Genomic DNA, 13283 nt, shown 5'->3' on the forward strand with positions numbered 1-13283 from the left:
GGTCGGTTGCGCGTGGTGGGGGATGGGGGAGGGGCGAGTGGGTTTCGAGCAAGGCCCCGGTTGGTTTCGAGCGGCGTGGTGGAGGGTGAGGGGACAGAGGGAGCGCCGACGGTTGCGGGGTCGTGTGCCGCAGGCCGCGGGTCGTGACGTGTGAGTCGTCGATCCTGGCCCGTGGCCAGGGCTCATGGGCCAGGGGTCGGGCGGTGGTTCGTGGGCGTCGGAGGATCAGGCCTGGTGTTGTTTCCCCCTGCCATGTGAACCGCGTCGGCGGTTCGTCGTGGTGGGGGGCTTCGGGGGTGCTGGGTTCGTTACGACGGAGGGATGTGCCGTGAGCGGTGTAGACGAGTTTTCCCACGTTCCTGGTAGCCGTGTGGCGGTGGCGGAGTTGCGGGAGGTGCGCGGGGAGGCGCTGGCGGGACCGAGCGGCGGGGCGGGCGGTGCAGCGGGCGGCGGCAGGAGGCTGTCGGCGCGGGAGCGGGTCGGCCTGTTGCTGGACGAGGGGTCGTTCGTCGAGGTCGGGTTGTTGCGACGGCACCGGGCGAGTGGGTTCGGGTTGGAGACACGGCGCCCTTACACGGATGGTGTGGTGACGGGGTGGGGCACGGTCGAGGGCCGGCAGGTCTTCGTGTACGCGCATGATTTCCGGGTGTTCGGGGGCGCGTTGGGTGAGGCGCACGCGGAGAAGATCCACAAGGTGATGGACATGGCTCTGGCGGCGGGTGCGCCGCTGGTGTCCCTCAACGACGGCGCGGGTGCGCGTATCCAGGAGGGCGTGGTGGCGTTGGCGGGTTACGGCGGGATCTTCCGCCGTAACGTGCGGGCGTCGGGGGTCATCCCGCAGATTTCGGTGGTGCTGGGGCCGTGCGCGGGAGGCGCCGCCTACAGTCCGGCGCTGACGGATTTCGTCTTCATGGTGCGCGGGACGTCACAGATGTTCCTGACGGGGCCGGACGTGGTGAGGACGGTGACGGGTGAGGAGGTCACCCGTGACGGTCTGGGCGGGGCGGATGTGCACGCGGAGGCGTCGGGGGTGTGCCATTTCGCCTACGACGACGAGGAGACCTGCATCGCGGAGGTGCGGTATCTGCTGTCGCTGCTGCCGCAGAACAACCGCGATTGCTCGCCGCGGGGACCGGTGACGGATCCGCCGGACCGTCGGTCGGAGGCACTGGTCGACCTCGTTCCCGCCGACGGCAGCCAGCCCTACGACATGACCGAGGTGATCGGCCACCTCGTGGACGACGGGGAGTTCCTGGAGATCCACGAGAACTGGGCCCGCAACCTCGTCTGTGCGCTGGCGCGGCTGGACGGCGAGGTCGTGGGGATCGTGGCGAGTCAGCCACGGGTCCTCGCGGGTGTCCTGGACATCGAGGCGAGCGAAAAAGGCGCCAGATTCGTTCAGATGTGTGATGCCTTCAACATCCCGTTGGTGACGCTGGTGGATGTGCCGGGATTCCTGCCGGGGGTGGATCAGGAGCACGGCGGCGTCATCCGGCACGGCGCGAAACTGCTGTACGCCTACTGCAACGCGACCGTGCCGCGCATCTCCCTGATACTGCGCAAGGCGTACGGCGGCGCCTATATCGTCATGGACTCGCAGTCCATCGGCGCGGATGTCACCTATGCCTGGCCGACGAACGAGATCGCGGTGATGGGCGCCGAGGGTGCCGCGAACGTCATCTTCCGGCGGCAGATCGCGGAGGCGGACGAGCCGGAGGCGATGCGGGAGCGGATGGTCAAGGAGTACCGGGCGGAACTGATGCACCCGTACTACGCGGCCGAACGCGGTCTGGTGGACGACGTGATCGACCCTGCCGCCACCCGTGAGACGCTCATCCGCGCTCTCGCGATGCTGCGCACCAAACACGCCGACCTGCCGTCGCGCAAACACGGCAATCCCCCGCAGTGACGACGGCGGCGACGGCCGCGACGACCACCGAAGGGACGGCCGAAGCGACGGCGACCCGTTCGGGAGGGTGACGGCTGCGAGCCACCCTCGGACGCCGTCAGCGTGTCCGGCGGATCCTGATCGGGCCGTGGGCCGTCGCCGGGTCGACGGGCTCACCGCCCTGGGTGATCTCCACCAGACCGGCTCGGGAGAGCCGTCGTGCCGCCGCGCGCGTGGGCTCCATCAGCCGCCGCCATCCGTCGCCCGCATCGCGGTGGACCGACCGAGCGACCTCGGAAGGGCACACCGAAGCGTCCGGACGCCGCCGTCCCAGAAGGTCGAGGATGGCGCGTTCGAGCTGCTCGACCTCGTCCTCGCCGTCGTCCGATGCCATCGGTGAGCCTCCTCTCTGTGAGTCGACGGTCGCCGGCCGGTAAGCCTGCTGTCGGTGCTTTCGTCGGTGGCAGGGCCTCTCCTGCCGAGCCGACCGCTCAGGGCGTGGCGGACGAGGGCGCCTGGAAGCAGGCGGTGACGCTCTTGCCGCGGGGGCAGCGATAGGCCTCCCACCGGTCGGCGAGGGCGTCGACGAGCAGCAGGCCGCGACCCCCTGGTGCGCTGTCGCCCGGGTCGCGTGGCTCGGGCAGCCGGGGTGAGTCGTCATGCACGGTGACGTGCAAGCACTCCTCGTCCCAGGTGAGGATCAGCTGCGCCGCACTGCGGGCGTGCACATGGGCGTTGGTGACCAGCTCGGACACCGCGAGCAGGATCGCATCCACCAGCTCCGGCGCGGTCTGCGACCAGCCGAGCGCGGCCACGTGCTCACGGGTCCACTCCCTGGCCACTTTCACCCCGCTGCTCACCGGCAGCGAGCGCGCCCATCCCACAGCCTTCAACGGTGAGTCCTTCGCCATTCTCTCTCCTTGCCCGACCAGCCGGGTTCGTCCCGGGTGCCCAGAACCCCCAGGTCCAAGCCGGACGCGGGAAGCTGCCCGGGGGTATCCGTACGGCGGCAGGGGGCGAAGGCGCTACGCGTCGGCGGCGTAGCGCAGGCCGTGACCGAAGGGGTAGAGCGGGTCGGCGCTCTCCTGGGGCACGTCGGGGCGTCCGGCCTCGACCTCGGTCATGGAGCGGGGGAGCTGGAAGGGCAGCGAGCCCTCCGGCACCGCCCGGCCGAACAGGAGGTCGAGGAGGGCGCGGTCGTCGGTGCCGTACACGGCGAGCAGTGCCGCCGAGCGGTCGGCGATCTCGGGGATGACGGCCGGACGTTCCAGGTGGATCGCCACGACGGTGGGTACGGCGTCGAGCAGGCGGAGGATCTCCTTGAGCCGATCCTCGGGGAAGTCGAGACGGCCGGCGTGGAAGAACGACTCGAACAGGCCGGGCCGGGGTTCGTACGGCGTGGTCAGGCGGAGCACCGCGAGGTCGGCGTCGGCGGGGTCGGCGACGATGTCGGCGTATTCGGCGGCCGCCGCCGGATCGACGCCCTCGACGTACAGGCGGGGCCTCCCGGCCAGGGGCAGCGGGCCGTTCTTGAGCAGGGTGGCCGAGCGGCGCTGGGCGACCTCGCCCGCGGCGTGGAAGTCGGCGTGGCCCACCGTCTCCTCGGCGGCGTCGGGATCGACGTAGCGCCGGTCGTCGAACAGGCCCAGGCGGAACTTCTCGCCCAGCAGCCGGACCACGGAGGCGTCGAGACGCGACTCCTCGAGCTGCCCCGTGCGCACCAGGTCCACGATCAGTTCGGAGCAGGACTCGCCGCCGACCTGGTCGGCACCCGCGTGCAGGATCTTCAGCAGCCGTTCGGCGGGGGACAGCTCCTCCACGCCCCAGGCCCTGGCCAGGTGCGGTTCGCCCATGACCAACTGGTCGGTGACGAGGCCCCAGTCGGTGCAGACGATGCCGTCGAAGCCCAGCTTCTCGCGCAGCAGCCCGGTGATGATGCCGCGGTTGAAACCGAAGCCGACCTCCTCGTGCTCGGTGCCCACGGGCTTACCGTAGTACGGCATGACCTGGGTGGCGCCGGCGGCGATGGCGGCCTTGAAGGGCTCCAGGTGGTAGTCGAAGAGGCCGCCGGGGTAGATCTGCTCCTTGCCGTAGGGGAAGTGCGGGTCCTCGCCGTCCTTCTGCGGTCCGCCGCCGGGGAAGTGCTTGACCATCGCGGCGACGCTGTCCGGGCCGAGTCCGCCGCCCGGTCCGCTCAGGCCCTGGATGTAGGCGGCGACGAGCTGTGACGTCAGGTCGGCGTCCTCGCCGAACGTGCCCGAGCCGCGTGCCCAGCGAGGCTCGGTCGCCAGGTCGATCTGCGGGTGCAGGGCGACACGCAGGCCGACGGCCAGGTACTCACGGCGCACGGTGTCCGCGTAACGCCGTACGAGGTCGGCGTCGCCGGTCGCGGCGAGGCCCAGCGACTCCGGCCACTGGGAGAAGGGTCCGGCCAGCATCGCGGTGCCGGGGTTGTCGGTGAAGGCGTGGCGGGGGTCGGTGGAGAGGGTGACCGGAATGCCGAGGCGGGTGTCGGCGGCCAGGCGCTGGACGTGGTTGTGCAGGTCGGCCATCTGGCGGGGACTGCCGGCGCCGAGCAGGTTGAAGTGGGACATCAGGCTCTCGGACATCATCTGCTCGACGGTCAGCCCCGCGGGGGCGGGCCGGTCGCCGATGCCGATGACGTGGTGGAAGAGCAGTCCGGCCTTCTCCTGGACGGTCATACGCGCCAACAGGTCGGCCACGCGCTCGGTGACGCTGTGCCGGGGGTCCTGGTACGGGTGGATCACTGCTTGCTCCATGGGAGGGGATCGAGGGAGGGGATCAGAGGTGGGGATCGGGGGTGTGGGATCGAGGGTGGGGGAGTGCGGGCGGCGACGGCGTCGGCGCAGGGCCGGGGCCGGCGGCCGGCCGAGGAAGTGGGGAGAAGGGGCAGGCGTGCGAACGGGCGTGCACGGTGACCCTGCGGCGATGCCTATTTCCGTGGCCGCGCCTGCCCCGTCGGGGTGTGGAAGGTGTGCCGTCCGGGTCCCACGGTCACGGGTTCGGCGCCCGGCAGGTCGACGAGGGCGGAGGTGTTCGGCGGCACGAGCAGGTCCACCAGCAGCAGAGCGCCCTCGACGCGCCAGCCGGTCTCGGCCCGGCCGTACGGAGTCTCGTGCGCGGCCCGGGCCCAGGTGAGGCCGCCGCCCGGGCGGGGACGGATCAGGAGCCGGCGGTAGCCGGGCTCGGCGGGTGCCAGACCGGCGACGGTGCGGTGGATCCAGTCGGCGACGGCTCCGAGCGCGTAGTGGTTGAAGGAGGTCATCTCGCCGGGATTGACGCCGCCGTCGGGAAGCAAGCTGTCCCAGCGCTCCCAGACGGTCGTGGCACCCAGGTCGACCTGGTACAGCCAGGAAGGGCAGGAGCGCTGGGTCAGCAGCGCGAAGGCGGTGTCCAGGTGACCGGTGTCGGTCAGCGCGTCGCACACCAGCGGGGTGCCGAGGAACCCGGTGCCGATGCGGTGGTCGCCCGAGGCCACGAGGTCCGTCAGCCGGCGTCCGGCCTCGGCGCGCTCGACGTCGTCCTCCAGCAGCCGGAAACACAGGGCGAGGGCGTAGGCGGTCTGGGTCTCCTGCGTCAGTTGCCCGCCCCCGGTGTGGAAACGGCCGCGGAAGGCGTCGCGGACCGAGTCGGCCAGGGCGTCGTAGTGCGCGGCGTCGTCCTTCTCGTCCAGTACCCGGGCGGTGCGGGCCAGCAGCCGGGCGGAGTGCGCGAAGTAGGCGGTGGCGACCAGGCTGGAGGAGGTCGTCGACCGCCCGGGGTCGTCCGCCGGCGCGGCCGGGTCCAGCCAGTCACCGAACTGGAAGCCCTCGCCCCGGATCAGGCCGTCCCCGGCGAGACGGTCGACCGCGTCGACCCAGCCGCGCATGGAGGCGTACTGGGCGCGCAGCACCTCGGCGTCGCCGTAGCGCTCGTACAGGACCCAGGGGACGATCACTGCCGCGTCGCACCATCCGGCCATCGGCGGATTGCCCGGCGGGAGCGGGACGGGGGTGATCACCGGGATGGCGGGGCTGAACACCGGCGGGATGCCCCGCTCGTCGTCGCGCTGGTCGGCGGCGAGGTCGCGCAGCCAGGAACGCAGGAAGTCCCGGACGTCGTACAGGAAGGCCGCGGTGGGAGCGAATACCTGCACGTCACCGGTCCAGCCGAGCCGCTCGTCGCGCTGCGGACAGTCGGTCGGCACGTCGAGGAAGTTGCCGCGCATCCCCCACACCACGTTCTCGTGCAGCCGGTTCAGCGAGGCGTCGGAGCAGGAGAACCAGCCGGTGGGGCGCAGGTCGCTGTGCAGGACCACGGCGGTGACGTCGTCCGGGGAAGGCTCGCCGTGCCAGGCGTCGATCTCGGCGTAACGGAAGCCGTGGAAGGTGAAGCGCGGTTCCCACACCTCGCCGTCCGCGTCACCGCGCAGGGTGTAGCGGTCGGTGGCGGTGGCGTGCCGGAGCGGACGGGTGCACAGCTCGCCGTCCTCCAGAACCTCCGCGTGCCGCAGGGTGACGGTCCGGCCCGCCTCGCCCCGGACGCGGATGCGCAGCCGCCCGACCAGGTTCTGGCCGAAGTCGACGAGGACCCGGCCGGTGGGGGAGGCGGTGACGGCGACGGGGGCGACGGTCTCGATGCGGCGCACCGGTGGGCTGTCGGCCTCGAAGAGCACGGAGGTGTCGAACGGCAGGAGCCGCACCGGCTCCCAGGCCGAGTCGTCGAAGCCGGGCTCGCTCCACCCGTCCTGTTCGCGGCGGGCGTCGTACTCCTCGCCCTCGTACAGTCCGGCCGCGGTCACCGGCCCGGGACTCCAGCGCCAGTCCTCGCCCGTGCTGACGGTGTGGGTGGCACCGTCGACGTACTCGATCCGCAGCTCGGCGAGCAGGCCCGTGTGCTCGCCGTAGACGTTCCGGGTGCCGCCGTTGAAGCCGAGCAGGCCCCGGTACCAGCCGTCCGCCAGGTGGGCGCCCAAGGCGTTGGCCCCCTGGCGGACCAGGTCCGTGACGTCGAAGACCTGGTAGCGGTGGCGGTGGCGGTAGCTCGTCCAGCCGGGGGCGAGGACGTGGTCGCCCACCACCACGCCGTTGAGTTCCAGTTCGTACACGCCGAGCGCGGTGACGGAGAGCCGGGCCGCGGCGACCGCCGCCCGCACGGTGAACTCGCCGCGCAGCAGGGCGGCCGGGCGGGCCTCGGTGACAGACGGCCGCTCCGGTCGGGACGGGGAGATGACGCGGGCGGTCCAGGGGTGGGGCATGTCGATTCCTCGGCGGCGTGGGCGTTGGTGTCGGGTGGTGTGGCGTGCGACGTCGGGTGGGTGGGGCCCGGGGGATGGGACGGGGGACGGGGACGGGGGACGGGGGACGGGGGACGGGGCGGAGCAGGCTCGATCATGCGCGCCAATACCTAGTGAATGCTAGGTGTTAGCCGGTGTGACGTGAGTTACATGGCGGCGAAAGACATGCCCATGACAAGCTTTGCGGCCCGAACGGGCCACCGCCGGGTGTTCTCGCCGAGGTGGGATCGGCATCGTCCCTGGTGTGGAGCCGAGGTTCGCGGGGCTGCCCGATCGCGGAGCGTGGAACGCGGGTGATCGCGGGCGCCGGTGTCGCCCTACAGTCCCTGCCCGTCGGCGGAAATGGAGCGCATCAGGCGGTCCAGGTGGGCGTGCATCACCGGGATGAGGTCGAAGGAGCGGCCGGAGGCGAGCCATTGCTGCCGCAGGCCGGCGTCGAGGGCCGCGCACTCGCGCGCGATGCCGTCGTGGTCCAGATCGGGCAGGAGCTCGCCGTTGCGACTGCCGGCGTGCAGGCGCTCCGCGAGCTCCTTCACGCCCTTCTCCTGCCAGTGGGCGAAGAAGTCGTGGGCCGGATGGTCCGGCGCGGTCGCCTCGGCGGAGACCACGACGGCGAGCTCCACCATGCCCGGCATGGTGAGCGTCTCCGCGGTGTCCTCCACGTGGCAGCGGAACGCGTCCCGCACCGACTCCGAGACCCGCTGCCACTGGGTGTCCATGCGGTCGTGCCAGTGCTCGACCACGGCCAGCAGGAGCTGCTGCTTGTCGCGGAAGTGGTGCAACAGCCCGGCGTCGGTGATCTCGGCGTCCCGGGCGATACGGGCGAGGGAGGTCTTGCGGTAGCCGTCCTGTCCGAAGCGCAGCAGTGCCGCCTCGAGGATCTGAGTACGCCGGGCCCGGCCTGCCGTGTAGCCGCCGCGCGGTCCCCTGGGTGTCGCCATGGAAGAACGGTACCGGGGGGTCGGCGGGCGCCCGCGGCGGGTGGAGAGCGACGGTGTGCGGGTGTGACGTGGGTCACTGTCCGAACACCTAGTAAGCACTAGGTGTTCAGGTCATCATCGACGTCACGCGACGACGGATTGCCACGCTGTCACCTCCCGGTGAGCGACGTGTCACGGCGGGCTCGATCCTCCGCGCACCCCCACAGCTCCTCTCACTCCCTTCGGCACCTCCGTGAAAGGAGGGCTGGCATGACACCGACGTCGCCAAGCCCCTCACTCGACATCGCGCCGTCCGCCGAGACCGGCGGAGGCTGGAACCTCCGCCTGGTCGCGGTGCTGATCGCCCTCGCCTGGCCCACCCAGTTGCTGGCCGCGGGCGGCATCCTCGGCGCGAACGCCACCGCGAGCGTCGCGCAGAGCTTCCACACCACCCAGGTGGCGTGGTTCGGGCTCACGCTCACCCTGGTCTCCACCCTGCTGACGCCCTTCGCCATCAAACTCGGGGACCTGTACGGCAGGAAGCGCGTCATGCTCGCCATGATGGCGCTGGGGGCGAGCGGCGAGGCGCTGGCCGCCCTGGCCGGAGACTTCTGGCTGGTGCTGGTCGGCCGGGCGATCGCCGGGTTCTACGGCCCGTTCGGCGCCCTCTCCTTCGCCGCGGTGCGCGACATCTTCCCGCGCCGGCTCGTCAAGCCGGCCAGCGCGATGATCGGCAGCAGCCTCGGACTGGTCGCTCTGGGCACGCCGTTCCTCGCCGGCCGGCTCGTCGACCAGTGGGGCTACCGCGGCGCCCTGTGGTTCCTCGCGGCCGCCACCGCCGTCGCGTTCGCGCTGGTCGCCCTGCTGGTGCCGGAGACGCCGAGGCACTCCTTCGACTCCGGCTTCGACTGGCCGGGCGGACTGGTCCTCGGCGGCGGTCTCACCGCCGTGATCTACGCCGTCGGACAGGGCCAGAGCTGGGGCTGGGCGGACGTCAGGACGCTCGGCTGGCTCGGTGCCGGCGCTGCCGCCCTGATCGCGTTCCTGTTCGTCGAGCGGGCCAGCGCCCACCCCATCCTCGACCTGACGGTGCTGCGCCGACGCCCCGTGGCTCTGGCGCTCACCGCCGGCGGTCTCGCCCAGACGGTCGCGTTCACGATGCCTGGGCTGGCCATTCTGCTGGCCCTCTTTCCGCACATCCCCGGCGTCTCGGCCGGGCTGGGCTGGACGGCGCAGCACAACGCCGTCGTCAGCGTCAGCTGGAACCTGGTGATGTTCGCGACCGGCATCCTCGTCAGCCGCTTCCTGCGCCGGCTGGACCCCCGCAAGGTGTGGATCGCCGGGCTGACGGTGATGGCCGTCGGCTACACCCTCGTCGGCTTCTTCCACGGTGGCGAGCTGGAGCTCTCCCTGACGTCCTGTGTCGCCAACATCGGCGCCGGTGTCGTGGTGGCGGGAGCGCCGGTGCTCGTCGTCGGCGTCGTCTCCCGTGACGAACAGGGGCTGGGCAGCGGCATGCTCAACATGCTGATCAGCCTGTTCGGTGCCATCGTCACGGCCGGCGCGTACGCCCTCCTCAGCGCCCACAGCACCGTGGTCGACGGCACCGCCTTCTACCAGGACGCCGGTTACGCCTGGGTCTTCTGGCTCGGCGCCCTCGTCACGCTCCTCGCCCTGGTGCTCTCCCTGTTCATCCCGCCGCTGCGTGACCCCGAGACCGACGACGCGGTGGCCGGGCTCGAAGTGGCCACCTGACGTTACCGACTCCCGCCCGTGATCCGTCGCCCCTCATCCCGCCCGCCCCCGCCCCACACCGACCCCGACCGACCACCAGAAAGTCATGCCGTGCAGCTTCCCGTCCGCCCGGTCGTCCCCGGATTCCACCCCGACCCCAGCGTCTGCCGCGTGGGAGACGTGTACTACCTCGCCAACTCCAGTTTCGAATACGCGCCGGGCGTACCGATCCACCGGTCGACCGATCTGTGCACGTGGGAGCACATCGGCCACGCGCTCGACCGGCCCTCGCAGTTGCCGCTGGAGGGTGTGGCCCCGTCGGGCGGGATCCTGGCGCCGACCCTTCGTCATCACGACGGACGCTTCTGGATGATCACCACCCTCCTGGTGGATGAGCCGAGGATGTTCCTGGTCACCGCCGAGAACGCGGCCGGCCCCTGGTCGGACCCGGTGTGGATACCCGACGCACGGGGCATCGACCCGGACCTCGCCTGGGACGAGGACGGCACCTGCCTGCTGACCTGGACCCGCTTCGGCGAGGGGATCGTGCAGGCCGAGCTGGATGCGCGGACCGGCGTCCTGCTCACCGAACGACGACGGCTGTGGCAGGGGACCGGCGGCAAGTTCCCCGAGGGCCCCCACCTGTACCGCGTCGGCGCGCTCTGGTACCTGCTCATCGCGGAGGGCGGCACCGAGCGCGGCCACGCCGTCACCATCGCCCGGGGCCCCTCGCCGTCGGGCCCTTTCGAGGCGTACCCCGCCAATCCGATCCTCACCGCGCGCGGTACCGACGCTCCCGTGCAGAGCACCGGTCACGCGGACCTCGTACAACGTCCCGACGGCACATGGGCGATGGTCTACCTGGGCGTACGGCCGCGCGGCAGCAGCCCCGAGTGGCACGTGCTCGGCCGCGAGACCTTCGCCTGTGAGGTGCGCTGGGACGAGGGCTGGCCGGGCCCGGCCGAACCGATCCAGCCGAAGGCGGTACCGGACCTCACCGAGCACCTGGCGGCGACGGGCGGTCCTCTGCCGCCGTCCTGGCTGGCGCCGGGCGCGTTCCCCACCGACGTGCTGAAGGCGATGGACAACGGCCGACGACTGACCGCGACAGCCGGCCCGGCCTTCGTCGGCCGCCGTCAGGAACACCTCTATGTGCGGGCGCGGGCAGTGGTGGCCGCGGATGCGAAGGCCCATGGGCCGGACGAGTCCGGCGGACCTGGCGGATCCAGTCGACCTGGCGGATCCGGCGGACTTGGCGGACCTGTCGGATCTGGCGGAACGGCCGGAACCGGAGGTCTGGAACTGCGGATCGACGCCCGCCACGCCGTGCGCGTCGAAGCGACAGGTGACCGCGTGCGCGCCGTCGCCCGGATCGGCCCGGCGCACGCGGTCCTGGGCGAAGCCGCCGCCACCGGGCAGACGACTCTCGAACTGCGCGTCGTACCGCACAGCGCGGCCACGCCCTTCGGCACCGACATGGGACCCGACGAGATCGTGGCCGGCACGTCCGGCCCGGACGGATTCCACGAACTCGGCCGCATCGACGGCCGCTACTTCTCGACCGAGGTCGCCGCGGGCATGACCGGCCGGACGATCGGACTGACCTGTTCCGAGGGCGAGGTGCTGTTCCGGTCGTTCACCTACAGCGGCGCCGACGACCCACTGACACTGGACGCACAGTGACAGCGTTTCCCCGAGGGGATGTGGAGGACGAACGGACCCTTCGAGGGAGAGCAACGCGCAGGGTGCGACTGCCGGTCGGGCTGGGGAGCGACTTCGAGACAGGCGTCCGGCGATAGGAGACGATGCAGCCCACGCCGACGCACGAAAGCGAGCAAAGCAATGACGGAACCCGCTCCGACGGACCTGATCCACCTCGCCGACGCGGAGGGCAACCGTTGCGTCGTGCGGGTCAGGGGACGGTCCCAGCCGGGCGTGCTGACGGGCCACGACATTCTGCACGCGGACGTGCTCGTCTCCGCGAGCTTCGTGGACGCCCGGCTCGACCTATACCTCTTCCAGCATGACCTGGACTCCTGGGAACAGGAGCTGTCCGATCTGGGACCAGGCCGGACGGCCGCCCTCGGCGGAGACCGCGGCCTCAGTCTCGACATCCACGTGCACGAAGACGGCTGGCTGTCGATCCAGGTCGACGACCCGGACCGCCTCACGGCAGCCCTGGGAACCCGAGCCCGGGAAGACTGGATCGCCGAGCACCGCAGGCGCTTGGAACAGGTCCGGCTGACCTGGCCTCGCGAAGTTGTCGAAACGGCACCAGGAGCTTACGAGTGGAGCCCCGATCGCAAACGGTGACCAACCGTTCCCAGCAATGCCCTCACGGAGGGGTGCCGACCCGATGACCGACGCGCGAGGTGACGTACCGGATCAGTGATCGTCGGCGGTCGGCGGTCGGCGGTCGGCGGTCGGCGGTCGGCGGTCGGCGGTCGGCGCTCGGGCGGCCGGTGCGCCGGTCCCCCTGCGCGGCGGCGAGCAGTCGGAACGCCAAGCGGGGAAGCTTCGGAAGCCCCGCCGGGGCGCAGCGGGCCGCGCTCGCCGCGCTCGCCGCGTTCCGGTCGGCTCAAGTTCTCGAGCGTCCGCCCGATACAACGGGCATGGCCGAGCTCATCACCGCACACTCCGTACGTGCCACCCCGGAGGGTCTCCTCTGGGAGCCGAGCCCGCGTTGGGTCCGGGGCCGCAGAGGCGAGTCGACCGTCGTCGACAGTCGGCATCCCGTCCTCGTGTGGGAGCCGGGGGTGCCGGTGCCGTTGTACGCCTTCCCGCGCCGAGAGGTGCGTGAGGACCTGCTGCGGCCGGCCGTGAACCCGCCGGTCGGCACGCACACGGGTTCGCGCGTCTTCTACGACCTCGCGGTGGAGGGCGAGTTGCTGGAGAACGCGGCCTGGACCTTCCCCGCCGAGGACCTGGCCGGTCACATCGCCTTCGAGTGGTTCACCCGCACGGGCAGGGGTCTCGACCACTGGTACGAGGAAGAGGAGGAGATCTTCGTCCACCCCCGCGACCCCCACAAACGCGTGGACGCCCTGCCCGGCAGCCGGCATGTCCAGGTCGCGATCGACGGCACGGTCGTCGCCGACACCCGCCGTCCGGTCCTCCTCTTCGAGACCGGACTTCCCACCCGCTACTACATCCCCCGCGAGGACGTCCGCCTCGACCTGTTCAGGCCCACCGACCATCGCACCGGCTGCCCCTACAAAGGCACCGCCACCTACTGGTCCTGGACCGGGGCGGCGGACGTCCCGCCCCACGTCGTGTGGAGCTACCCCGCCCCGCTGCCCGCCGTGGCCGCCATCGCCGGGCTGCTCGCCTTCTACAACGAGGCGGTCGACCTCACGGTGGACGGCGAGAGCCTCGAACGCCCGGTCACTCCCTTCACGCATACGCTGTGGTCCCGTCCGGCACACTGACGGCGTCGTCGACGGGG

At 71.5% G+C, this 13283-nt stretch carries 10 protein-coding genes; 5 read left to right on the forward strand and 5 right to left on the reverse strand.

Going from position 1 to position 13283, the window contains the following annotated elements; all coding sequences use genetic code 11:
• The first annotated feature begins 328 nt into the window (after nt 1–328).
• Nucleotides 329–1909, forward strand: a complete 1581-nt coding sequence (locus OG440_RS36105) for an acyl-CoA carboxylase subunit beta (RefSeq protein WP_406010966.1) — start codon at nt 329–331, stop codon at nt 1907–1909.
• A 97-nt stretch (nt 1910–2006) separates the two neighbouring features.
• Here OG440_RS36105 and OG440_RS36110 read toward each other — a convergent pair whose 3' ends face one another.
• From OG440_RS36110 to OG440_RS36130, 5 genes are all read right to left on the reverse strand, one after another.
• Entirely contained in the window at nt 2007–2282 is a 276-nt protein-coding gene (locus OG440_RS36110; RefSeq protein WP_406010967.1) for a DUF3253 domain-containing protein, read from the reverse strand.
• Nucleotides 2283–2379: 97 nt separating this feature from the next.
• Entirely contained in the window at nt 2380–2799 is a 420-nt protein-coding gene (locus OG440_RS36115) for an ATP-binding protein (RefSeq protein WP_406010968.1), read from the reverse strand.
• A gap of 114 nt (nt 2800–2913) precedes the next feature.
• Entirely contained in the window at nt 2914–4668 is a 1755-nt protein-coding gene (locus OG440_RS36120) for a glycoside hydrolase family 3 protein (protein WP_406010969.1), read from the reverse strand.
• 173 nt (nt 4669–4841) lie between these two features.
• Nucleotides 4842–7145, reverse strand: a complete 2304-nt coding sequence (locus tag OG440_RS36125; protein WP_406010970.1) for a family 78 glycoside hydrolase catalytic domain — start codon at nt 7143–7145, stop codon at nt 4842–4844.
• 356 nt (nt 7146–7501) lie between these two features.
• Complete coding sequence (locus OG440_RS36130) at nt 7502–8125, reverse strand: TetR/AcrR family transcriptional regulator (protein ID WP_406010971.1); 624 nt, start codon at nt 8123–8125, stop codon at nt 7502–7504.
• Between the two features lie 249 nt (nt 8126–8374).
• Here OG440_RS36130 and OG440_RS36135 point away from each other — a divergent pair, with 249 nt between their 5' ends.
• From OG440_RS36135 to OG440_RS36150, 4 genes are all read left to right on the forward strand, one after another.
• Nucleotides 8375–9859 carry an MFS transporter gene (locus OG440_RS36135; protein WP_406010972.1) on the forward strand — a complete coding sequence of 495 codons (1485 nt, stop codon included), beginning with the start codon at nt 8375–8377 and terminating at the stop codon, nt 9857–9859.
• Between the two features lie 90 nt (nt 9860–9949).
• Nucleotides 9950–11521, forward strand: coding sequence for a glycoside hydrolase family 43 protein (locus OG440_RS36140; RefSeq protein ID WP_406010973.1), 1572 nt, complete (start codon nt 9950–9952; stop codon nt 11519–11521).
• A 159-nt stretch (nt 11522–11680) separates the two neighbouring features.
• Nucleotides 11681–12151, forward strand: a complete 471-nt coding sequence (locus OG440_RS36145) for a DUF5959 family protein (protein WP_406010974.1) — start codon at nt 11681–11683, stop codon at nt 12149–12151.
• A gap of 299 nt (nt 12152–12450) precedes the next feature.
• Nucleotides 12451–13266: a DUF427 domain-containing protein gene (locus OG440_RS36150; RefSeq protein WP_406010975.1), complete on the forward strand. Its 816-nt coding sequence runs from the start codon at nt 12451–12453 to the stop codon at nt 13264–13266.
• Nucleotides 13267–13283: the final 17 nt, after the last annotated feature.

Source organism: Streptomyces sp. NBC_00637, assembly GCF_045161545.1.
Classification (GTDB): Bacteria; Actinomycetota; Actinomycetes; order Streptomycetales; family Streptomycetaceae; genus Streptomyces.